We start from the raw sequence: 19715 nt of genomic DNA, 5'->3' as shown, positions 1-19715 counted from the left end.
CGTGCCCTACCGCGCGCGCAGCCCGGCCCGGAGCGCAGCGGAGGGACACGCCCAAACCGCAGTTCGTAGTTCACGAATTCGGACGCAAGAGAACGCCCCCGGCACGCTCAGGTGCCGGGGGCGTTCTCACGATGTCAGCCGACCAGCGCGAGAGGCTTACGGGTTGCGGCCGTGCTCGCGCAGGATCTGCTCGCGGTACTCTTCGCTGGCGAAGATCGCCACCTCGACGCGGCGGTTCTGCTGGCGGCCGGCCTCGTCGGCGTTGGAGGCGATCGGCTCGGCCTCGCCGCGGCCGGCGGTGCGGATGCGGTCGGGCCGGATCCCCTGCCCCACCAGGTAGTTCTTGGCCGAGTCGGCGCGGCGCTGCGACAGCCGCATGTTGTACTCGTCGGACCCGGTGGCGTCGGTGTGGCCGACGATCAGCACCTCGGTCTCGGGGTAGCGCTGCAGGCTCTGCGCGAGCTCGCGCAGGTTCGACTGGCCCGCGGGGAGGATCTGGTCGGAGTCGAAGGGGAAGAGGATCCCCGACGCGAAGGTGACCGCGATCCCCTCGCCGACGCGCGTGACGTCGGCGTTGTTGCCCAGTTCGCCCTCGAGCTCCTCGGCCTGCCGGTCCATCCGCCGCCCGATCACGGCGCCCGCCGCCCCGCCCAGCACCGCGCCGATGATGGCGCCGCGGGCGGTGCTCCCCGTCTGCTTGCCGATCACGGCGCCGATGGCGCCGCCCGCGCCGGCGCCCACCACGGCGCCGCGCTCGGTGTTGTTCATCGAGGCGCACCCGGCCAGCCCGGGCACCGCCAGGGTGGCCGCGGCCAGCGCCACGGTGAGCTTCTTCGCATGCACGTTCATCATCCCCTACCTCCGTCAGAGGGCCTTCACGACTGCGTGAGACTGCTGGGCGAGTGTTCGCCGGGGCCGTTGCAAGGCCGGTGCCGCACCCGGAAGTGCTACGAAGACGAGCCGCCGTTTCGAGAAGTCACACCCGCGCAAAGACTTACGGCGCCTGGCAGATCGCACCCCCGCGCGCCCGCCGCCCGGCCGGGTTTTGCGGAATTCCGCCGCCTCGTGCGCTTAGGCGCCGCCGCGGCCGGTGTCCAGAAACGCGTCCACCCGGGGGAGCGGTCCGGAGGACACCCCGCCGCGCCGCCCACCCGGCCCGCCCCGGTCCCGCCGCCCCGGCCGGGAACAGGTGTCCCAGGAGTGTGGACGCGCCGCCACACAACGTGGCACCCGGCGCATCAGAATCGCCTTCGCCACATACGTAAGTCTTTGCCCTGGAGGCATTTGCGCATGAAACAACTTAAGGCGGAATCGGCACGGGACTTGCGCGCGGAGCCTCCCCCGCGGCTCGCCAGTTTAGCGCCGCCCCGTAGAGGCTTGCCCCTGTACACCCGCGCACCCGCCGCCCGGGCGTCCGGTTCTCCGACGCCGGGGCCCGGCCCGTTCGCGCGGGAGCCTTCACCTTCGCCGTCCCGCCCGTTCGCAGGAGCGCTCGATGCCCGATCCGCACGACCCCGCCGCGTCCACCGACGAACAGCTCGCCGCCGTCTACGGGAGCCTGCGCCGCCTGGCGGCCGCCCGCCAGCCGAGCTTCCAGGGGGCGCTGAACATGCTGGACGCGCTGCTGGAGAAGCACGGGTTCCCGCATCCGTACACGTTCGACGACGCGCTCCTCGCCGACCTGGAGGAGGCCGACTGGTTCCGCTCCGCCCCTGCCGGGCGGCCCGCGCAGTGTCCGCCCGACCGCTACCTCTACCGCCTCACCGCGCTGAAGCCCATCGTCGAGTACGCCGGGTGGACGTTCGGAAGCGTGCGCGAGCCGCTGAAGACCATCCACGCCAGCCTGCGGGAGCGCCACCAGGCATCGGGGCTCGACTGGAGCCCGTTGCGGAGCTACGCCGCCGGGCCGCTGCGCGGGCGCTTCGGCTACACCTGGTGGACGAGCTTCGAGGGGATCGTGGACGACCCGATCGGCGGCGCCTACCGCGTGGGGGTCACCTCCAACCAGATCCCCACCTTCGCCCTCCTGCTGCGGGTGCCCACCGTGGCCGTCGACGCGGCGGCGCACGTGCCCACCGTGGCGAACGCGCTCACCAGCCTGATCTTCCACCCCACCCGCGAGCGCGACGAGCGGGGCGCGGGGCTGACGATCAACGTGGAGGGGCACTACCGGGTGGCCGACGGGGTGGACGAGTACGTCCTGGGCCCCCTGGACACCACGCGGGTGGAGTTCCGCCCCGTGCTCCTGGACCACAGCGCGTGGGCCCGCTACGCGCGGGCGCACCGGCGCGCCGGGGCGGCGAACGACCCCCTCGGCTACTGCGAGGTGTGCCCCTGCCCCGGGCTGTTCCACGCCCTCGAGGAGTACTACGCCACGTGCGGAGGAAGCGATGCCGAGCCGGTCTGACTACTACCGCGACACCCTGGAGCTGCGCAGGAAGCCCACCGCGGCCCGGTGGGAGGACGAGATCCAGCGCGTGCTCTACGGCCAGCGCGAGCACGCCCTGGTGGAGCTGGGGAGCAGCGAGGAGTACGTCGAGTCGCTCCTGCAGCGCTCCGAGGACGTGGTCACCGCGCAGCGGATCTTCCGCAAGGCGCTGAACCGGCTGGTGCGGGGCTGGGACCCCGACGCCCCCTGCCCCGAGCACTACGTGCCCAGGATGCTGGAGCTGATCGCGGCGTACCTGCCGCCTTCCGGCTTCACCCGCGTCCTGGGGCAGATCCGGCGCAAGGGGCACTTCACCGTCCCGGGGGCCCGCGACCCCGCCGCGCTCCACATGGACGCGCTGGTGGCGCTGGCCAGGTACTTCCCCGCCCCGCCGCAGTGGCCCGACGAGCACTCCTCGTTCTGGCTGTACGTGGAGGTGCTCCGCTCGCACCTGTTCCAGCAGGAGTACGCGCAGTACGTGGTGGCGCGCCTGCTGGAGCTCAACGAGCTGCACGTGGATGGCGAGGACGTGCACCCGCTCCTGATGCGGAACCTCTCGGTGCTCCACCCGATCCTTGCGTTCGTGCTGTCGCCCCTGGTTCGCACCCGGGGGGATACCGACCAGGTGACCGTGCAGAAGCGCCTCTCCCACATCTTCTCGGAGTGCGTGCGCCTGGGAGCGGAGGCGCGCGGGGAGTTCGCGCGCGGCGTGGAGGAGAACGGCTGCACGTTCGAGGAGCTCCCCAGCCAGGTGTTCGTCCGCTGGGAGCACGACGTGGTGCTGGAGCTCGACATCCCGCGGGAGCTCCAGCAGGCCTACTTCCTGGGACTGCCCCAGGAGGCCAGCACGGAGCGCGAGTTCGAACAGCTGCTCAACGCGATCATCGCGATCGAGGTCGAGGAGAGGCCCGCGGCCGCGGAGCCCGTGCTGAACGTCTACATACCATAGAGGCAAGCCGCCGATGAGCAGCACGCTGAGAGAGGCCGCATCGGGGTTCCTGGCCCGGCTGGAGGAACAGCTCCAGGACTTCGCGCTGGAGGCCGCCGGGTACCAGGTGAGGACGTACTTCGACACCGCCGACGTGCGCGACGCCGCCCTGGGGATGCTGGCGTTCTTCACCCCCGGCGAGGGCTTCGGCCGGCTGATCCACCACTTCCACACCCCGCAGGCCCTGGTGCGCTCGCTGGCGGCCGGGGGCTGGGTGGGCGACTTCGGCCTGCTCCCCCCGCACCAGGCGGAGTTCGTGGGGCTGCTGAAGTACGGCTTCGACGTGGGCGTGCGGACCGACCTGGACCGGCTCACCACCGAGTTCCTGGTGAAGGTGGGGATCGGCACGCCGGACCCCGACGGGACCCTGAGCGTGGAGCGGATGACGGAGGAGCAGCTCCGCGAGTTCACGCACCGGCAGGCCGGCGAGGCCGCCCGCTTCTTCAAGGCCGTCCAGTGCATCTCGGGGGGCTGGCACCGCCGGCTGAAGTCGTGGCGCGAGAAGGGCCGGCTGCGGATCGCCCCCAGCGAGGTGGACTACGCGAAGATCATCACCAGCGAGGAGTTCGACCGGGTGAAGGCGGCCCTCGACGAGCTGCGCCCCGACCGCACGCTGAACAACTTCGCCGACGCCGCGGCCATCACCTCGCTGATCGCGCTCCTGGACCAGGCGAAGACCCGCCCCGCCGCCACGATCCCGCGCTTCTACGTGTCGTCGGAGGTGTTCCGCTCCGCGATCGAGAAGTCGGGGATCGCGCCGCGGCTGCAGGCCGAGGTGGGCGGCACGCCGGTCACGGTGCTGCGCGACGACGACTACTTCATCTTCAAGGCCACCTACGCCCCGCAGCACCCGGCGGTCCGCCGCGACCCCGGGGAGGCGCGCGCCGAGCTGGCCGAGCTGGCCGCGAAGATGCGCAACCTGCTCCAGCTGCTGGACACTTCCGACGGCTCCCGCGAAGAGGGGGAGCTCCCCGTCGACATGAAGGAGCTGGAGATCATCGAGAACATGAAGCGCTTCCCCTTCCTGGAGAAGGTGTGGCTCCCCACCCTGGGCGAGCACGACCTGAAGCGGCGCCTGGAGGATCTGGACAGCTCCATGCGCGAGATGCAGAAGCCGGAGTTCCGCCAGGCGGTGGAGAACGAGGCGCGGGCCATCCGCAAGCAGTTCGACGACTACTCGCAGCGCGAGTACGAGCTGGCGGTGGCGCTGCGCAACGGGCTCGACCGGCGCCTGGACCACCTGCACGCGCGGGTGCCGGACTCGGCCCTGCACGGGCTGGACACCTTCCTCCACTTCGGCCTGCTGCGCTTCTCGTTCCCCGAGGACCTGCACGAGGAGATCCGCCACTGCCTGGACTCGCTCCTGGCCCGCGGCGAGGAGGCCCGCCGCCAGATCCGCAACCGGCTGATCTCGCTCTACTACGCCGCCGACCGCGAGCCCGGCGTGCTGCGCGACCTGGTGGTGGCCGCCACGGCGCTGTGGGTGGCCGGGATGCACAAGAACCTGGTGGAGCTGCTGAAGGACCCGGAGCGGCGGCAGGCGCTCTGCCTGCGGCTGATCTTCGCCGCGGCGGCGCTGGAGCAGAACGACACCCTGCCGCTGGCCCGGGACGAGATCGGCTCCCTGGAGCGGCGGTACGCCGAGGCCTCCGATCCCGAGGAGTGCGCCCGGCTGGGCGTGGGGCTGGCCTACCTCCAGTTCCACCTGTGGAAGAGCTACCGGATGAAGCCGGTCTGGCGGCTGCCCCCGCACGTCCGCGAAGGGTTCGAGAAGGCCAAGTACATCCCCCTGCGCTACGCGATCCAGTACGCCCGCGAGGCCTTCGACACCCTGGACCGGCTCTGCCACGGCCGGGGGGAGGACGTGGTCCCGCCGGCCGTAGAGGTGTCGCTGGCGCGGCTGCGCGTGTACGCGCAGCACCAGGTCCTCTACTACCTGGTGGAGGGCGAGGAGAGCCTCGAGCCGCTGCGCGCCGCCGCGGCGGCGCTCATCGAGGAGAAGCAGGTGCCCGAGTACTGGCAGTACCGCTACGACGACACCCTGGCGCGGTACTACTTCCGCCGCGCCGTCACCGAGCGCCGGACCGAGCTGCGGGCCAAGCTGCTGGAGGCCGCCAACCGCGCGAGCGACCAGTCGTGGCAGGCCGCGCACGGCGACTGGGAGGTGGAGGTCTTCCGCCAGGAGCTGGAGAACTACACGCTCGACGCGGCGTCGCACCTGGGGGCCGCCGAGGCGGAGCTGGCGGAGCCGCTCGCCACGGTCTGAAGCCGTGCGGCGGCCCCGAGCCACGCCGGGGCCGGGGCCGGGGCCGGGGATGGACACGAAGCGGCACGGGAGCCTGAGTACCGGCTCCCGTGCCGCTTCGCGTCGTGCCCGAACCCTGGAGATCATACCGCTTTGCAGATGATCGTTCGGGCACAGGTCCTGAAAATCTCACGCAGAGACACAGAGACACAGAGGAAAAGGGGGTGCTCTGTGTCTCTGCGTCTCTGCGTGATCCCGATCTGTTCGGAACCAGGACGATGCTCCGAAACGCGGGATCAGGGGCGCGCGGCCGCCCCCAGGAACGCCTCCACCCGCGCGGCCAGCTCGGCGGACACCTCCTCGGCCGGCCGCGAGGCGTCGACCACCTCGACGCGGCCGAGGGCGGGGAGGCCCCGCCCGATCACCTCCAGGTAGCGGTCGCGGATTGCCTGCTGCTCGCGCTCGGTCTCGTACATCTCCCGCCGCCACCGTGCGCGCCGCATCCGCTCGGCGGCGGCCGCGGCGGGGAGGTCCAGGAAGAGCGTGAGGTCGGGGACGAGCGCGGGGCGGTTGATCGCGACCAGCCAGTCGAGGTCGGCGTGGAGCCCCTGGTAGGCGAGCGTGGAGAGGAGGTAGCGGTCGCAGACCACGTGGCGCCCGGCCTGCAGGTTCGGGCGCACCTGCGTGGCCACGTGGTCCGCGCGGTCGGCGGCGAAGAGCAGCGCGAGCGCCTGCGCGTCGAACTGCTCGGCCTCTCTCCGCGAGGGATGCTCCGGGTCGTGCGAGTCATAATTCGCGCCGACCAGCCGCCGCTGGAGCGCCAGGCGGATCAGCATCCCCACGGGCCCATCGCTCGGCTGGTGGGTGAAGACGGCGCGCCGCCCCGTGCGCTCGAAGTGCGCCCTGAGCGCGCCGAGCTGCGTGGTGGTCCCCGACCCGTCGATCCCCTCCAGGACGATGAACCTGCCGCGCTGCTGCGGGGCGGAGCCGTGGCTGTCGCTCATCGGGAAGACGGGAGTCGGGAAGCGGAAGTCGGGACGCCTGCGCGGGCCCAATATGCGGGCGCCGTGTCCGTCTCGCCACCGAGACACCCCGCCTCTGGTCCGCCCCTTGCTTCCCCGGCGGAAGTCCCCGAAACGCCCGAACCTTCGCCAGCTGAGCCGCTTGACCACCGTTGCCGACGCCGGCGCGCCCACCGCCGACATCCACGAAGTGCTGCGCTCCTCCTTCGGACTGGAGGAGTTCCGCCCCGGGCAGGAGGAGGTGATCCGCGCCGTGCTGGAGGGGCGCGACGCGCTCGTCATCATGCCCACGGGCGCGGGGAAGAGCCTCCTCTACCAGCTCCCCGCCCTGCTCCTGCCCGGCCTCACCGTGGTGGTCTCGCCGCTCATCGCGCTGATGAAGGACCAGACGGACAAGCTGGACGAGCTGGGGGTGGACGCCTGGACCATCAACTCGTCGCTCTCGGCGCGCGAGAAGCGCGAGGCGGAGGCCGCCGTGGTCGAGGGCGAGGGGAAGATCCTGTACGTGACGCCGGAGCGCTTCCGCGACCGCGACTTCTTCGAGCTGTTGCTGGAGCGGCAGGTCTCGCTCTTCGTGGTGGACGAGGCGCACTGCGTGAGCCAGTGGGGGCACGACTTCCGCCCCGACTACATGATGCTGGGCGGGATCGCCCAGCGGCTGGGAGGGCCGCCGGTGATGGCGCTCACCGCCACGGCCAGCCCCGAGGTGCGCGAGGACATCGTCCACCAGCTCCGCATGCAGGACGTGTTCGTGCACGTGGCCGAGCTGGTGCGGCCCAACCTCTTCCTGGAGGTGGTGCCCACCGTCAACGAGAGCGAGAAGGACGCGGCGCTGGAGCGCTGGCTCCGCCGGGCGGAGGGGACGGGGATCGTCTACGTGGCCACGGTGAAGGAGGCGGAGCGCATCCACCGCGAGTTCGGCGAGCGGCACGAGCTGGCGCTCTACCACGGGAAGCTGGGGCCCGCCGAGCGGCACGAGGCGCAGGACCGCTTCATGGCGGGGCAGGTGAAGGCGGTGGTGGCCACCAACGCCTTCGGGCTGGGGATCGACAAGCCCGACATCCGCTTCGTGGTGCACTACCACTTCCCCGGCTCGCTGGAGGCGTACTATCAGGAGGCGGGGCGCGCGGGGCGCGACGGGCTGCCGTCGCGCTGCACGGTGTTCTACCGGGTGGAGGACAGCCAGGTGCAGGGGTACTTCCTGGGCGGCAAGTACCCGGACCTGCAGGAGGCGATCGCGGTGGCGCGCATCGTCAACAACACGGCGCTGGAGGAGAAGCGCGCGCTGGACCAGATCGCCGAGATGGCCGACGTGCCGCGGCGCAAGGCGCGCATCGTCCTCACCCTGCTCAAGCGGCACGGGATGGTGCGCGAGCACCGCGGCGGCGTGTGGGAGCGCCTGGCGCCCGACGTGACGGCGGCCGACCTCTCCCGCGAGCTGACCGACTACGAGGAGCGCCGCCAGCGCGACCGCCGCAAGCTGGAGGAGATGATCCGCTACTGCCGCACGGCGCGCTGCCGCACGAAGATGATCCTGGAGTACTTCGGCGAGAGCCGCCCCGAGGGCTTCGCCTGCGGCCACTGCGACAACGACGTCAACCCGCCGGCCGCCAGGCTGGAGGCGGAGGCCCGCCGCGAGGGCGCCGCCGAGCCGGCGCTCTCTCCCTCGACGGCGGACGCGGACGAGGAGGAGGCGCCCGCCTTCGCGGTGGGCGAGGAGGTGGTGCACGGCACCTTCGGCGAGGGGATGGTGCTGGGGGTCAACGGCGACCGGGTGGAGGTCGACTTCGCCGGGCACGGCACGCGGGTGGTGAAGATCGACTTCCTGCGCGCGGTGGGCTGAAGGACCCGCGCCGGTGGAACACGGGCGGGCCGCGCATCGGCCCGGCTTTCGTGTACTTCGATCGAAGCGATGTCTCTTCGGCCTGCACACCGCTCTTTTTCAGCCTTACTAGGACAAGCTCAGCATGTTTCTTGCAAACGGACGCGGCACACTAGGGTTCCTGAGCACTCACTCCCAGGAGGACGCCATGAGACGTTACGGACCGGCTCTCGGACGTACGCTGTTCGGCGCGGCGCTGGTCGCCGCCCTCGGCTTCGGCGCTACGCAGGCGTTCGCGGAAACACCGCAGGACCCCTCGGCCGGCGCCGCCCGCGCCTGCGACCACAACTTCTGCAACAACTACTGTATCGGGGCCGGCTACTACGGCGGCTCCTGCGTCAGCAACGGCATGGGTGGAACGAAGTGCCTGTGCTACTGAGGCGGACCCGTCACGTTTGAGGACTGTCGAACCGGCCGCAGGCGGGCGTCCAGGGGCGCCCGCCGCGCGCGCTCAGACGGCAGCACCTTCCAGCTCCAGCAGACGGCGCTTGGTCTCCAGGCCGCCGCCGTAGCCGGTCAGACTGCCGTCCGTGCCGATGACGCGGTGACAGGGCACGATGATGGGGATGGGGTTCGTGCCGTTGGCGCGGCCCACGGCGCGGACGGCGGCGGGGCGGCCGACGCGCGCGGCCAGCTCGCGGTAGCTGATCGTCTGGCCGTAGGGGATGCGGCGCAGCTCGTCCCACACGCGCCGCTGGAAGTCGGTGCCGCGCGGGGCGAGGGGGACGCCGAAGTCGCGGCGCTCGCCGCGGAAGTACTCGCCGAGCTCCGCGGCGACGGGGGCGCAGCGCTCCTCGTCCCACACGGCGTCCGGCGGGGGCGCGTCGCCGGCGAAGAGGAGGCGCGTCAGGGCCCCGGCTTCGTCCACCACCGCGGTGAGGGTGCCGATGGGCGACGCGACGCGGGCGGCGTAGGCGGTCATGCGGGGTCTCCCAGGCTGGTCCACAGGTGGAAGGTCGCCAGACTGCGGTGGGGGGCGAACGGCTCCATCAGCGCCGCCGTCTCCGCGGCGCCGGGGCGGTGGCCGAGCGCGAAGGCGCGCGCCAGGGCGGCGGTGAGGCCGGCGTCGCCCAGCGGCACGCAGTCGGCGAAGCCCAGGCCGCGCATCAGCAGGTACTGCACGGACCAGGGGCCCAGCCCGCGCACGGCGAGGAGCCGCTCCTCCGCCGCGGGAGCGGGGGCGTCCGCCAGGGCGTCCAGGTCCAGCCCGCCGGTCGCGATCAGCCGCGCGGTGTCGATCACGTACTCGGCCTTGCGGCGCGAGAAGCGGCGGGCGGTGAGGTCGGCGTAGTCGAGCGCGGCGACCGCCTCGGGCGTGGGGTGCGCGCGGAAGCCGTCGCCCGCGTCCTCGCCCGCCAGGTCGAACACCTCGCGCCGCAGGGCGAAGGCGAAGGGGAGGTTCACCTGCTGGCCGACGATCACCCACACCAGCGCCTCGAAGAAGTCGGCCGTGAGCGGGACGCGCAGCCCGGGACGGCGGGCGACCAGGCCGCCGAGGACCGGCTCGCGCACGACGTGGCGCTCGAAGGCGGCGGGGTCGGAGCCCAGGCCCAGGATGCGGACGACGGCCGCGTGAGCGGCGCGCATCCCCTCCGGCGGGACGGGGCGGGCGGACTCGACGCGGCAGCGGGCGGCGCCGTCTTCCAGCCGCACGTGCAGCCGCGCGGGCGTCCCGGCGAGCCGCAGCGCCTTGACGAAGTCGCTGCCGGCGGCGCGCTCGGCGGGGCTCTCCGTGTCGCGGCCGAAGTGGCGGAGCGCGTCGGCGGCGCGGAAGTCCGGCGGGAGCGCGAGGGTGAACCCGGGCGAGGCGCCCAGGCGGCGGTAGTCGCCGGGGGCCATCCCCGTCAGCCGGCGGAAGTCCTCGTCGAAGGCGGAGAGGCTCTCCCAGCCGACGGCGGACGCCGCTTCGGCCGGGGCGCGGCCGCCGGCGAGGTGGCGGCGGGCGGCGGCGACGCGCTCGCGGGCCAGGAAGTCGGCGGGCGTGGCGTGGAAGTGCCGGCGGAAGAGCGCGTCGAGCTCCGCCGCGCCGACGCCCGCGGCGGCGGCCAGGCGCGCGGCGTCGGGGAAGGCGGCGGGGTCGCGGCGGACCTGGGCGGCGAGGGTCTCGGCCAGGTGCAGGTCGGGGGCGTCGGGCATCCGTCTACACCGCCGCGACGAAACCCCGCGTGAGGGATGCGCGCCCGGAGGGCCGGGACACGGGCGCGCCGGGGGTTTGGCGCGACCGGGGCCGGGCGCCGTTGGCCTGCGTTGTTTGCAGGCCTACGGCGCGCGCAGCCCGGCCCGGAGCGCAGCGAAGGGACACGCCCAAACGCAGTGCGAAATGCGGTTCACGGAGCCGTGCCGACACGGCGCAGCGGCCTCCCCGGGCGGGCGCCGGTCACGCGCGTGTCGCGCACCACGGGGACGCCGTTGACCAGCACGTGCACGATGCCCACCGAGGTCTGCACCGGGTTCTCGAAGGTGGCGCGGTCGCAGACGGTGGCCGGGTCGAAGAGCGTGAGGTCGGCGTACATCCCTTCCTTCACCACGCCGCGGTCGTCGAGCCCCACGCGCGCGGCGGGGAGCGCGGTGAACTTGCGCACGGCGTCTTCCAGCGTGAGCACGCGGCGCTCGCGCACGTAGCGGCAGAGGATGCGCGGGAACGAGCCGTACGCGCGCGGGTGCGGCTTGCCGGCCACGGTGGAGTCGGCGGCGCGGGCGCCGGCGTCGATCCCCACGCTCACCCACGGCTGGCGCATGGCGTACTCGATGTCTTCCTCCGACATCGAGAAGTAGATGGCCGCCGTGTTGGCGCGGTCGGCCACCAGCAGGTCGAAGAGCGCGTCCACCACCTCCTGCCCACGCGCGGCGGCGACGGCATCCAGGCGCATCCCCTCGTACTTCTCCAGGCTGTCCGTGCCGAAGTCGCTGATCAGCACGCCGCTGGGCCCGCCGGCGCTCTCGCCGATGCGCCAGTCGGTGCCGCCGGTGGTGAGCTCTTCGCGCAGGCGCCGGCGCACCGCCGGGTCGGCGAGGCGCGCCACCAGCGAGTCGGTGCCGCCGGCGTGCGCCCAGTTGGGGATGATGGCCGCGAGGTCGGTCCCGGAGGCGGGGTACGGGTACTGGTCGGCGGTGACGTCGAGGCCGCGGGCGCGGGCGGCCTCGATCGCCGCCACGGCCTGGCGCATCTTCCCCCAGTTGCGCTTCCCCGACGCCTTCAGGTGGTGGATCTGCACCCAGGTGCCGCCCGCCTGGCCGATGCGGATCGCCTCTTCGATGGCCTCCACCAGCCGGTCGCCCTCGGAGCGGATGTGCGAGGCGTAGCCGCCGCCCCAGCGCCCGGCCACCTTCGCCAGCTCGGCGATCTCCGCCTCGGGGGCGTACGAGGCGGGGGCGTAGATGAGCCCGGAGGAGAGCCCCAGCGCCCCCTGCCGCATCGCCTCGTCGACCAGCGCCTTCATCCGCTCCAGCTCCGCCGGGGTGGCGGGGCGGTCCACGTCGCCCATCACGTAGCGGCGCACGGAGCCGACGGTGACGAAGGTGGCCAGGTTGATGGCGGGGCGGGCGCGCTCCAGCGCCTGGAAGTAGCCGTCCAGGTCGGTCCAGGTGACGCGCGCGCGGGTGCTGTCGCCCAGCTCGCGCAGGGTGTTCTGGTTGACGGGGACCACGCTGGTGACCTCGCCGGTGACCTCGCTGGTGATCCCCTGCGTGATCTTGGAGACGGCCCGCCCGTCGCGCAGCAGCGGGTACTCGGAGTGCCCCAGCATGTCGATGAACCCCGGCGCCACCACGAGCCCCGTGGCGTCGATGGTGTCGCGCGCCACGGCCCCCGGAAGGAGCCCCACGGCGGCGATGCGGTCGCCCCGGATCGCCACGTCGCCGCGGTACCACGGGCTCCCGGTGCCGTCCACGATCCTCCCGCCGCGGATCAGCAGGTCGTACGGCTCGCCGGGCGTGGCCGACCGGGTCGCCGTCGGCGCGGTCGGCGCGGTCGGCGGTTGCTGCCGCTGGGCGGACGGCGCGCAGGCGGCCAGGAGCGCGAGCGCGAGGGGCCGGGCGGGGCGGAGGGGCATCGGAGTATCTCGTCGGATGTGGCCGGGAGTTTCGGGAGGAAATTGGGTGGGCGAGGCCTTCGCGCGAAAGAGGCGAGCGTTGCCCCTCGCGAAGCAGTCGAGGAAAAGATACATTCTGGACGAGATCTTCCTCGGCACCCACGAGGATCAACGTGAGGAGTCATGGAGAAGCTCTGGAAGGTTGGTGACCGGTCCCGGGCGATCTGCGAGAACTGTGGGAGGGTGGTCGAGACCCGTTTCGAGTTCCGCACTTACCCGCTCGTCAGTCCCCGGATCAACGTGCCGGACGTGCTCGTGGCCGTGTGCGCCGAGTGCGACGGGATCGTCGCAGTCCCATATCAATCGACACCCAGGCTGAACGAGGCGAGGAAGACGGCTCTGGGTGGATGATACCAGTCCCAGGGACGGTTCTGGATGGATTCCCGATCTTTCGGCGAACGGCAAAAAGCCTCACACGGAGTTAACGGAGTCAACGGAGAACCCCCGCAGTTCTCCGTTAACTCCGTTTCCTCCGTGTGAGACATTCAGTTATGGTCTCCCGGGCGATCCTCCGCAAAATGGCATGACCCTGTGAAGGCGGGTTGTGCGCGCCAGGGATCATCAACCAGGAAGGCCGCGGACTCGCCGCGGCCTTCGCACTTCGCACCTCGCACTTCGCACCTGCGGTCACGCCGCCGGCTCCGGCTCCTCCACCAGCCGCCGCGCGAAGGAGAGGGCACCGTGCACGGCGTCGCTCACCGCGGGGCGGACGCTGAACGCGTACTCGAACTCCTCCAGCGCGCCCTCCACCACCCCGGCGTAGAAGGGGTTCGAGAGCACGCCGCCGTGGAAGACGACGGGGACGGCGCCGCTCCAGGGCTCCAGCCGGCGGGCGAGCGCCAGGGCGTGGCAGGCCAGCTCGCGCGCCTCGCGCTCCGCCACGCCCAGCGCCACCGGGTCGCCCTGCTCGGCGGCGGAGATCACGTGCCTGGCCAGCTTCGCCACGGCCGACTTGTCCACGCGCCCGGCCCAGGGCGGGATGGCGCTGGGGCCGTCCAGCTCCAGCGCTTGGAGGAAGAGGTCGAGGAGCCGCGTGCGCGGGCCCCGCCCGTCCGCCGCCCGGAGCGCCGCCGCCAGCCCCGCGCGCCCGAGCGACCAGCCGCTCCCCTCGTCGCCGACGACCATCCCCCAGCCGCCGCAGCGCTCCACCCGCCCGTCTTCGGCGCGGGCGTAGGCCACCGAGCCGGTGCCGGCGATCAGCAGCACGCCGGCGCCGCCGCCCAGCGCGCCCTCCAGCGCCACCGCGCCGTCGGTGGTCACCCGCACCCGCCCGGCCACGCCCGCGGCCGCGAGCGCCGCCTCCACCTCGGCGCGCTCGTCCTCGTTGCCCACCCCGGCCAGGCCCGCGCAGAGCGCCGCCGGGGGCTCGGAGAGGCCCGCCTCGGCCAGGGCGTCGCGCACCAGGGCGGCCAGCATGTCGGCGGTGGCGGCGGGGTGGCGCGGGTCGACGAGGCCGGCGGGGCCCACCCGCCGCGCCAGCTCGCGCCCGCCCTCGCCGGCCAGCACCAGCGTGGTGCGCGTGCCGCCGCCGTCGATCCCGGCGAACGTAGACATTCGTCCCGCGGCCGCTCTAGCCGACCCGGCCGCCGGCCTCGCCCACCGCGTCCGCGGCGCGCACCCGGTAGGCGCCCGGGTGGTCGGTGGCGCGGCGGAAGCGCGGCGGGGCGGCCAGCGCGCTGGTGGGCACCGGCTCGCGCTCCAGCGGCCGCCCGTTCTGGCGCACCACGTACGCCTCCATGGCGAAGTACTCGGGGAGCCCCAGCGCGTCCACGATGTGCGCGGTGGCGGTGTTGCGCTCCTCGACGCGCTGCCAGAACTCGCGCTCGTCCTGCCCCGGGAACGGCGCCTTGTCCTTCTGGCTCTGGTGCTTGAAGATCGCCAGGATCTTGGTGTCGAGCTCCTCTTCCGAGAGCGGCACCAGCACGTCGGCCTGGGCCACGCTCCACTCCTGCCAGGCGCCGCGGTAGTACCACACCTCGGGCGGCTCGCCGGAGTACTGCTCGAGCGCCAGCTCCACCGCCTGCAGGCACATGCGGTGGGTGCCGTGCGGGTCCGACAGGTCGCCGGCCACGAACACCAGCTCGGGGCGCCGCTCCTCCAGCAGGCGCAGCGTGATCGCCACGTCCTCGGGGCCGATCGGGTCCTTGCGCACCTTCCCCGTCTGGTAGAAGGGGAGGTTCAGGAAGCACGCCTGCTCGCGCGTCATCCCGAAGGTCTCGATCCCCGACACCGCCTCGGCCTCGCGGATGCGCCGCTTGATCTGCAGCACCTCGGGGATGTCGACCTGCCCGGGGTGCTTGCTCTCCAGGAAGGTCTCGATGCGGGTCGCCAGGTCCTCCACCTGCCCGTCGCCCAGCGCGAAGTCGCGGCTGAAGCGGCGCAGCCAGTCCAGGTAGCGCCGCACCTCGTGGTCGAAGACGGCGATGTTCCCCGAGGTCTGGTAGGCGACCGTGATCTCGTTGGCGTTCTGGTGCAGCTTGTTGAGGATGCCGCCCATCGAGATCACGTCGTCGTCGGGGTGCGGGCTGAAGACGATGATGCGCTTGCCGTGCGGCAGCTTGCTCCGGCCCTGGATCTTGGCGATCAGCGCGTTGAACACCTCGCCGTTCAGGGGCCCGGCCGAGCCGTACCTCGCCAGCAGGGAGGACAGGTGGTGCTCGCGGTAGTCCTCGGGGTCGAGCTTGAGGATCGACTTCCCCGTGGTCTGGCTGAGCCAGATCACCGCCTCGATCTCCAGCCGGCGCGTCCACTTCACCTCGCCCACCACCCACGGCGTCTTGATGCGGGTGAGCTCGGCGGCGGCCGCGGGGTCCAGGTAGAAGGTGGCGTTCGGGTGGTTCTGCAGGTACGTGGCCGCCACGTCGGGGTCGGGCTCGCCCTCCACCGAGCGGCGCACGATGGCCGCCTTGTGCTCGCCGGTGGCCACCAGGGCGATCTCCTTCGCCTCCAGGATGCTGGCCACGCCCATGGTGATGGCCTCGGTGGGAACGTTGTCCTCGCCGAAGAAGTCGCCCGCGGCGTCGCGCCGGGTGACGGTGTCGAGGGGGATGAGCCGCGTCCGCGACTCGACCCCCGAGCCGGGCTCGTTGAAGCCGATGTGCCCCGTCTTGCCGATCCCCAGGATCTGGAAGTCGATCCCGCCGGCCTCCCGGATCTGCCGCTCGTAGTGGGCGCAGAACTCCTCCACCTGCTCGCGGGGGACGTCGCCGGCGGGGACGTGGACGTTCTCCCTGGGGATGTCGATGTGGTCGAAGAGGTTCTCCCACATGTAGCGCACGTAGCTGTGGATGCTGTCGGGCGCCATGGGGTAGTACTCGTCGAGGTTGAAGGTCACGACGCGGGAGAAGTCGAGCCCTTCCTCGCGGTGCATGCGGATCAGCTCGCGGTAGATGCCGATCGGCGTGCTCCCGGTGGCCAGCCCCAGCACGGCGGGGCGGCCCTCGGCGTTCCTCTGCCGGATGATCTCGGCGATGCGCCCGGCGATGGTGCGGGCGATCTGGTCGTACTCGACGATGACGACGGGGACGCGCTCGCGGGTCTGCGCCATGCTGGTCTCGGTCGGCTGGTTCGCTCGTTTTGCGTGTGGTGGAACCGAGGCCCGGGCTGCACGCATCGGGCCAGCGGTGCCCTCACGTGGGGCCCTCTCCCCCGCGCGCCCTGGTCCGCTCGTTCCTCGCGGACGGAGGGCGCGCTCCCCTCTCCCAGACTGCGGGAGAGGGGAAACACCCCGGCGCTGCGCGCGACGAATTCGCGCCGGACCTCGGCCTCCACGCGTGGATGGCGGCCCCCGCAGCCTCCGCAGGAGGCTTCCTGCCGTGGTTGCCGCGGCTTCAGCCGCCAGCCAACTACTGCCGCCGTGCCTCCCAGTCGATCAGCGGCGCGTCGAAGATCGACTGCTGCACGGCGTCGGCGACGGCGCGGCGCAGCGCGACGTGCTTCTGGTTCTGCGACGTGGGGTTCACGCGGTTCGTCAGCAGCACCACGAAGAGGCCGCGCTCGGGGTCCACCCAGAGCGAGGTGCCCGTGTACCCCGTGTGCCCGAAGCTGCGCGGGCCGAAGTAGTGCCCCGCGCTCGACTGCCCCGAGGGCGTGTCCCACCCCAGCGCGCGGCTGGAGCGCGGGCCCTGCGGCGCCGTCCACCGCGCCAGCGTCTGCGGGCGGACGATGCGCACGCCGCCGTACTCGCCCCCGTTCAGCAGCATCTGCGCGAAGACGGCCAGGTCGCGCGCGCTGCTGAAGAGCCCCGCGTGCCCCGCCACCCCGCCCAGCGCCCAGGCGTTGGGGTCGTGCACCTCGCCCCAGATCTTCCCCCCGCGCGCCGAGTCGACCTCCGTGGCGGCGATGCGCGGGCGGAGCGACGGCGGCGGCCGGTAGCCGGTGTCGCGCATCCCCAGCGGGCGGAAGACGCGGGCCTGGGTCCACTCGTCCAGCGGCTGGCCGGTGATCCGCTCGATCACCAGCCCCGCCAGCACCAGGTCCCAGTCGCTGTAGACCGTCTGCGTCCCCGGCGCGTAGCGGAGCGGGCGCGCGCTGATCTGCTGCAGGTACTGCTCGCGCCCGCGGAACCGCTGGTGCAGGGGGGCGAACGCCTCGAATCCCCCGCTGTGGGTGAAGATCTGCCGCACGGTGATCGCCTGCTTGGCGCTGTCCGCGAGCCCCGGCAGGTAGTAGGCGACGCGCTGGTCCAGGCCCAGCATCCCCCACTCCTCCAGCATCATCGCCGCCGTCGTGGTGGCGACGACCTTGGTGAGCGACGCCAGGTCGAAGATCGTGCTGTCCGTCACCCCGGGCGAGCCGGGCGCCCAGTCCACCGTGCCGTAGCCGCGCAGGTGCACCAGCCGCCCCCACCGGCCGACCGCGATGGCCACCGCCGACGCCGCCGAGTCCGCCACGGCCGCGCGGGCGAGCGAGTCCAGCCGCGCCGGGAGGCTCCCGTCCATCCCCACGGCCTCGGGCGGGGCGGGCGCCAGCGTGCTCGCGTACTCGACCCACGGCACGGGCGCGGGCTCCGGTGCGGGCGCGGGCGCGGGTGCCGGCGCGGGGACGGGCGCCGTGGGCCGGGCGGGGGTGCAGGCGGCGAGCGCGAGCGCCGCCGCCAGCAGGATGCGCGTCACCCTCACCTCCCCGTACTGGCGGGGCGCGAGACGCCGCTCCCGCGCGGGTGGCCGGGGAGCGAGACCGGGAGCCGCCCGCCGATCGCCGCGCGGCCCAGGATCGCGTCCGCCGCCGCCTCCTGCGAGACGCCCGCGCTCCCCCAGGCCACCAGGTAGGCGCCGACCGCGGGGAAGGAGCGCAGCAGGTACGGGCTGCCGAAGGAGACCACGACCACCGGGCGCCCGGCGGCCTCGACCGCCTGCACCCACTGCGCGAAGGCGGCGGGGACCTCGACGGTGCCCTGGTACTCGCGCGGGGTCACATACGCCGAGACCACCACCACGTCGGCCGAGTCGGCCAGGCGGCGGAGCTCGGCGTAGCGCGCGGCCGTGGTGGAGGCGGAGGCGCGCGCCGTCTCCACCCGCCGTCCGCCCGCGCCCAGGCCGCGCGCGAAGGCGCCGCCGGGCGAGCCGCGGTCGGCGTAGACCACGGAGAGGATGCGCCGCGCCCCGGCGGCGAGCGGCACCAGCCCGCGCCGGTCGCGCACCAGGGTGATGGAGCGCCGCGCCACCTCGGCCGCCAGCGCGCGGTTCTCGGGGCTGTCGGCGGCCTGCGCGGCGGCGGCGGGGTCGACCGGACCGCGGCGGGGAATGCCCGCCTTCGACTTGGCGGCCAGGACGCGGCGGACCGACTGGTCGATGCGGGCCATGGGGATGCGGCCCGCCTCGACCGCGCGGACCACGGCGTCGATGGTGCCGGGGATGTCGGTGGGCTGCAGCAGCATGTCGGCGCCGGCCTCGATGGCCAGCAGCGCGGCCTGGCCCTGGCCGTAGCGCCGGGTGAGCGCGCCCATGTTCATGGCGTCGGTGAACACCAGCCCCTGGAAGCCCAGCTCGCGCCGGAGCAGCCCGTCCGTCATCTGCGGCGAGAGCGAGGCGAGCCGGTCGCTGCTGGTGACGCGCGGCACGGCGATGTGGCCCACCAGCATCCCGTCGATCCCCGCGCGCACGGCGGCCGCGAAGGGCACCAGCTCCACCGCGTCCAGCCGCGCGCGGTCGGCGTCGATGCTGGGGAGGTCGATGTGGCTGTCGGTGTGGGTGTCGCCGTGGCCGGGGAAGTGCTTGCCGGCCGCCAGGAGCCCGCCCGCGCGCACGCCGCGGGTGTAGGCGGCCGCGAAGCGCGCCACCGCGTGCGGGTCCTCGCCGAAGGAGCGGGTGTTGATGATCGGGTTGGACGGGTTGGAGTTGACGTCCAGCACCGGCGAGAGCGTCAGGTGCAGCCCCACCGCGCGCCCCGTGCGCCCGATCGCCCGGCCCACCTCGAAGGCGAGCGAGTCGGAGCCGGTCGCCGTCACCGCCATCACCGGGGGGAAGTGGGTGCCGCCGGGGGAGAGGCGCATCCCCGGCCCGCTCTCCATGTCGGTGATCACCAGCAGCGGCACCTTGGCGCGCCGCTGCAGCGCGTTCAGCTTGGCCGCGTACGCCTGCGGCGAGCCGATGGAGATGATGATCCCGCCCACGTCGTCGGTCTCGACGCTGCGGAGGAGGCGCGCCATCTCGTCGGGGTTGGCGGCCGGGCCCTGCCCCGAGCTCCAGGCGAGCACCATCTGCCCCACCTTCTCGCGCAGGCTGAGCGAGGCGAGCACGCTGTCCACCCAGCGCTCGTCGACGGGATCGAGCGCGGGGGGGAGGTCGGGGACGTTGCTGCGCGGCGCGCGGGCCTCGGCGCGCCGCTCGGCGCCGCGGTCTTCGGCGGCCGACTCGCGCGGGGACGAGCAGGCGCCCAGCAGCACGGCGGCCAGGGCGAGGGACAGGGGCACGGACCTCGGTCGGTCGAAGGGGGATCTTGCGGCAACGTAGGCCGCGACGGACACTGAGTCAAACCGCAAGTCTGCACCGCTCCCGAAGGTCGTGGACTGGGGATGGCTGCGGGGGATGCAACGGGTGGGCCCCGAGCGGGGGCGCG

At 73.1% G+C, this 19715-nt stretch carries 15 protein-coding genes; 6 read left to right on the top strand and 9 right to left on the bottom strand.

Annotated elements, in window-relative coordinates; translation table 11 throughout:
- Positions 1 to 156: 156 nt before the first annotated feature.
- Positions 157 to 852 (bottom strand): OmpA family protein, encoded by a 696-nt coding sequence (locus VF746_31215; GenBank protein ID HEX8696931.1) that lies wholly within the window; start codon positions 850 to 852, stop codon positions 157 to 159.
- Positions 853 to 1495: 643 nt separating this feature from the next.
- On the opposite strand from VF746_31215, the gene VF746_31210 reads away from it, so the two are divergent.
- Genes VF746_31210 through VF746_31200 form a run of 3 tightly spaced genes read left to right on the top strand, consistent with a single transcriptional unit; the run spans position 1496 to position 5682 of the window.
- Positions 1496 to 2407 carry a hypothetical protein gene (locus VF746_31210; GenBank protein ID HEX8696930.1) on the top strand — a complete coding sequence of 304 codons (912 nt, stop codon included), beginning with the start codon at positions 1496 to 1498 and terminating at the stop codon, positions 2405 to 2407.
- The gene (locus VF746_31205; protein HEX8696929.1) at positions 2391 to 3377 is read left to right on the top strand and encodes a hypothetical protein; all 987 of its coding nucleotides are present in this window, start codon (positions 2391 to 2393) and stop codon (positions 3375 to 3377) included. Before VF746_31210 ends, VF746_31205 begins: the two co-directional genes overlap by 17 nt.
- A 13-nt stretch (positions 3378 to 3390) precedes the next feature.
- Entirely contained in the window at positions 3391 to 5682 is a 2292-nt protein-coding gene (locus tag VF746_31200; GenBank protein ID HEX8696928.1) for a hypothetical protein, read from the top strand.
- A gap of 275 nt (positions 5683 to 5957) precedes the next feature.
- Here the strand turns inward: VF746_31200 and tmk are convergent, their stop codons facing one another.
- On the bottom strand, positions 5958 to 6665 hold the full coding sequence (gene tmk / locus VF746_31195) for a dTMP kinase (protein HEX8696927.1): 708 nt from the start codon (positions 6663 to 6665) through the stop codon (positions 5958 to 5960).
- A 160-nt stretch (positions 6666 to 6825) separates the two neighbouring features.
- Between tmk and VF746_31190 the strand changes: the two genes are divergently transcribed.
- Positions 6826 to 8526, top strand: a complete 1701-nt coding sequence (locus tag VF746_31190) for an ATP-dependent DNA helicase RecQ (protein HEX8696926.1) — start codon at positions 6826 to 6828, stop codon at positions 8524 to 8526.
- Positions 8527 to 8713: 187 nt separating this feature from the next.
- Positions 8714 to 8944, top strand: coding sequence for a hypothetical protein (locus VF746_31185; protein HEX8696925.1), 231 nt, complete (start codon positions 8714 to 8716; stop codon positions 8942 to 8944).
- Between the two features lie 72 nt (positions 8945 to 9016).
- Here VF746_31185 and VF746_31180 read toward each other — a convergent pair whose 3' ends face one another.
- The 3 genes from VF746_31180 to VF746_31170 form a co-directional block, all read right to left on the bottom strand.
- On the bottom strand, positions 9017 to 9487 hold the full coding sequence (locus tag VF746_31180; protein HEX8696924.1) for a methylated-DNA--[protein]-cysteine S-methyltransferase: 471 nt from the start codon (positions 9485 to 9487) through the stop codon (positions 9017 to 9019).
- On the bottom strand, positions 9484 to 10701 hold the full coding sequence (locus VF746_31175) for a helix-turn-helix domain-containing protein (protein HEX8696923.1): 1218 nt from the start codon (positions 10699 to 10701) through the stop codon (positions 9484 to 9486). The genes VF746_31180 and VF746_31175 overlap by 4 nt, the downstream gene beginning before the upstream one ends.
- Before the next feature lie 191 nt (positions 10702 to 10892).
- The gene (locus VF746_31170; GenBank protein ID HEX8696922.1) at positions 10893 to 12617 is read right to left on the bottom strand and encodes a D-aminoacylase; all 1725 of its coding nucleotides are present in this window, start codon (positions 12615 to 12617) and stop codon (positions 10893 to 10895) included.
- Positions 12618 to 12779: 162 nt separating this feature from the next.
- Here VF746_31170 and VF746_31165 point away from each other — a divergent pair, with 162 nt between their 5' ends.
- Positions 12780 to 13007 (top strand): hypothetical protein, encoded by a 228-nt coding sequence (locus VF746_31165; GenBank protein ID HEX8696921.1) that lies wholly within the window; start codon positions 12780 to 12782, stop codon positions 13005 to 13007.
- A gap of 276 nt (positions 13008 to 13283) precedes the next feature.
- Here the strand turns inward: VF746_31165 and VF746_31160 are convergent, their stop codons facing one another.
- From VF746_31160 to VF746_31145, 4 genes are all read right to left on the bottom strand, one after another.
- A complete protein-coding gene (locus VF746_31160) occupies positions 13284 to 14210 on the bottom strand; it encodes a BadF/BadG/BcrA/BcrD ATPase family protein (GenBank protein HEX8696920.1) in 927 nt (308 codons plus the stop codon).
- 16 nt (positions 14211 to 14226) lie between these two features.
- A complete protein-coding gene (nagB, locus tag VF746_31155; protein ID HEX8696919.1) occupies positions 14227 to 16269 on the bottom strand; it encodes a glucosamine-6-phosphate deaminase in 2043 nt (680 codons plus the stop codon).
- Between the two features lie 232 nt (positions 16270 to 16501).
- Positions 16502 to 17770 (bottom strand): serine hydrolase, encoded by a 1269-nt coding sequence (locus VF746_31150; GenBank protein ID HEX8696918.1) that lies wholly within the window; start codon positions 17768 to 17770, stop codon positions 16502 to 16504.
- A gap of 2 nt (positions 17771 to 17772) precedes the next feature.
- Positions 17773 to 19569 (bottom strand): glycoside hydrolase family 3 N-terminal domain-containing protein, encoded by a 1797-nt coding sequence (locus tag VF746_31145; GenBank protein ID HEX8696917.1) that lies wholly within the window; start codon positions 19567 to 19569, stop codon positions 17773 to 17775.
- Positions 19570 to 19715 lie beyond the last annotated feature (146 nt).

The organism is Longimicrobium sp. (assembly GCA_036389795.1).
Classification (GTDB): domain Bacteria; phylum Gemmatimonadota; class Gemmatimonadetes; order Longimicrobiales; family Longimicrobiaceae; genus Longimicrobium.
The sequence above is the reverse complement of the archived record's forward strand: the minus strand, read 5'-3'. Positions and strand labels throughout refer to the sequence as shown.

What these genes read in the sequence shown, in the direction of transcription:
- VF746_31180 (HEX8696924.1), bottom strand. Translation starts at nt 9,487, where the DNA reads ATGACCGCCTACGCCGCCCGCGTCGCGTCGCCCATCGGCACCCTCACC.
- tmk (HEX8696927.1), bottom strand. Translation starts at nt 6,665, where the DNA reads ATGAGCGACAGCCACGGCTCCGCCCCGCAGCAGCGCGGCAGGTTCATC.
- VF746_31215 (HEX8696931.1), bottom strand. Translation starts at nt 852, where the DNA reads ATGATGAACGTGCATGCGAAGAAGCTCACCGTGGCGCTGGCCGCGGCC.
- VF746_31160 (HEX8696920.1), bottom strand. Translation starts at nt 14,210, where the DNA reads ATGTCTACGTTCGCCGGGATCGACGGCGGCGGCACGCGCACCACGCTG.
- VF746_31185 (HEX8696925.1), top strand. Translation starts at nt 8,714, where the DNA reads ATGAGACGTTACGGACCGGCTCTCGGACGTACGCTGTTCGGCGCGGCG.
- VF746_31165 (HEX8696921.1), top strand. Translation starts at nt 12,780, where the DNA reads ATGGAGAAGCTCTGGAAGGTTGGTGACCGGTCCCGGGCGATCTGCGAG.
- VF746_31210 (HEX8696930.1), top strand. Translation starts at nt 1,496, where the DNA reads ATGCCCGATCCGCACGACCCCGCCGCGTCCACCGACGAACAGCTCGCC.
- VF746_31175 (HEX8696923.1), bottom strand. Translation starts at nt 10,701, where the DNA reads ATGCCCGACGCCCCCGACCTGCACCTGGCCGAGACCCTCGCCGCCCAG.
- VF746_31170 (HEX8696922.1), bottom strand. Translation starts at nt 12,617, where the DNA reads ATGCCCCTCCGCCCCGCCCGGCCCCTCGCGCTCGCGCTCCTGGCCGCC.
- VF746_31200 (HEX8696928.1), top strand. Translation starts at nt 3,391, where the DNA reads ATGAGCAGCACGCTGAGAGAGGCCGCATCGGGGTTCCTGGCCCGGCTG.
- VF746_31205 (HEX8696929.1), top strand. Translation starts at nt 2,391, where the DNA reads ATGCCGAGCCGGTCTGACTACTACCGCGACACCCTGGAGCTGCGCAGG.
- nagB (HEX8696919.1), bottom strand. Translation starts at nt 16,269, where the DNA reads ATGCGTGCAGCCCGGGCCTCGGTTCCACCACACGCAAAACGAGCGAAC.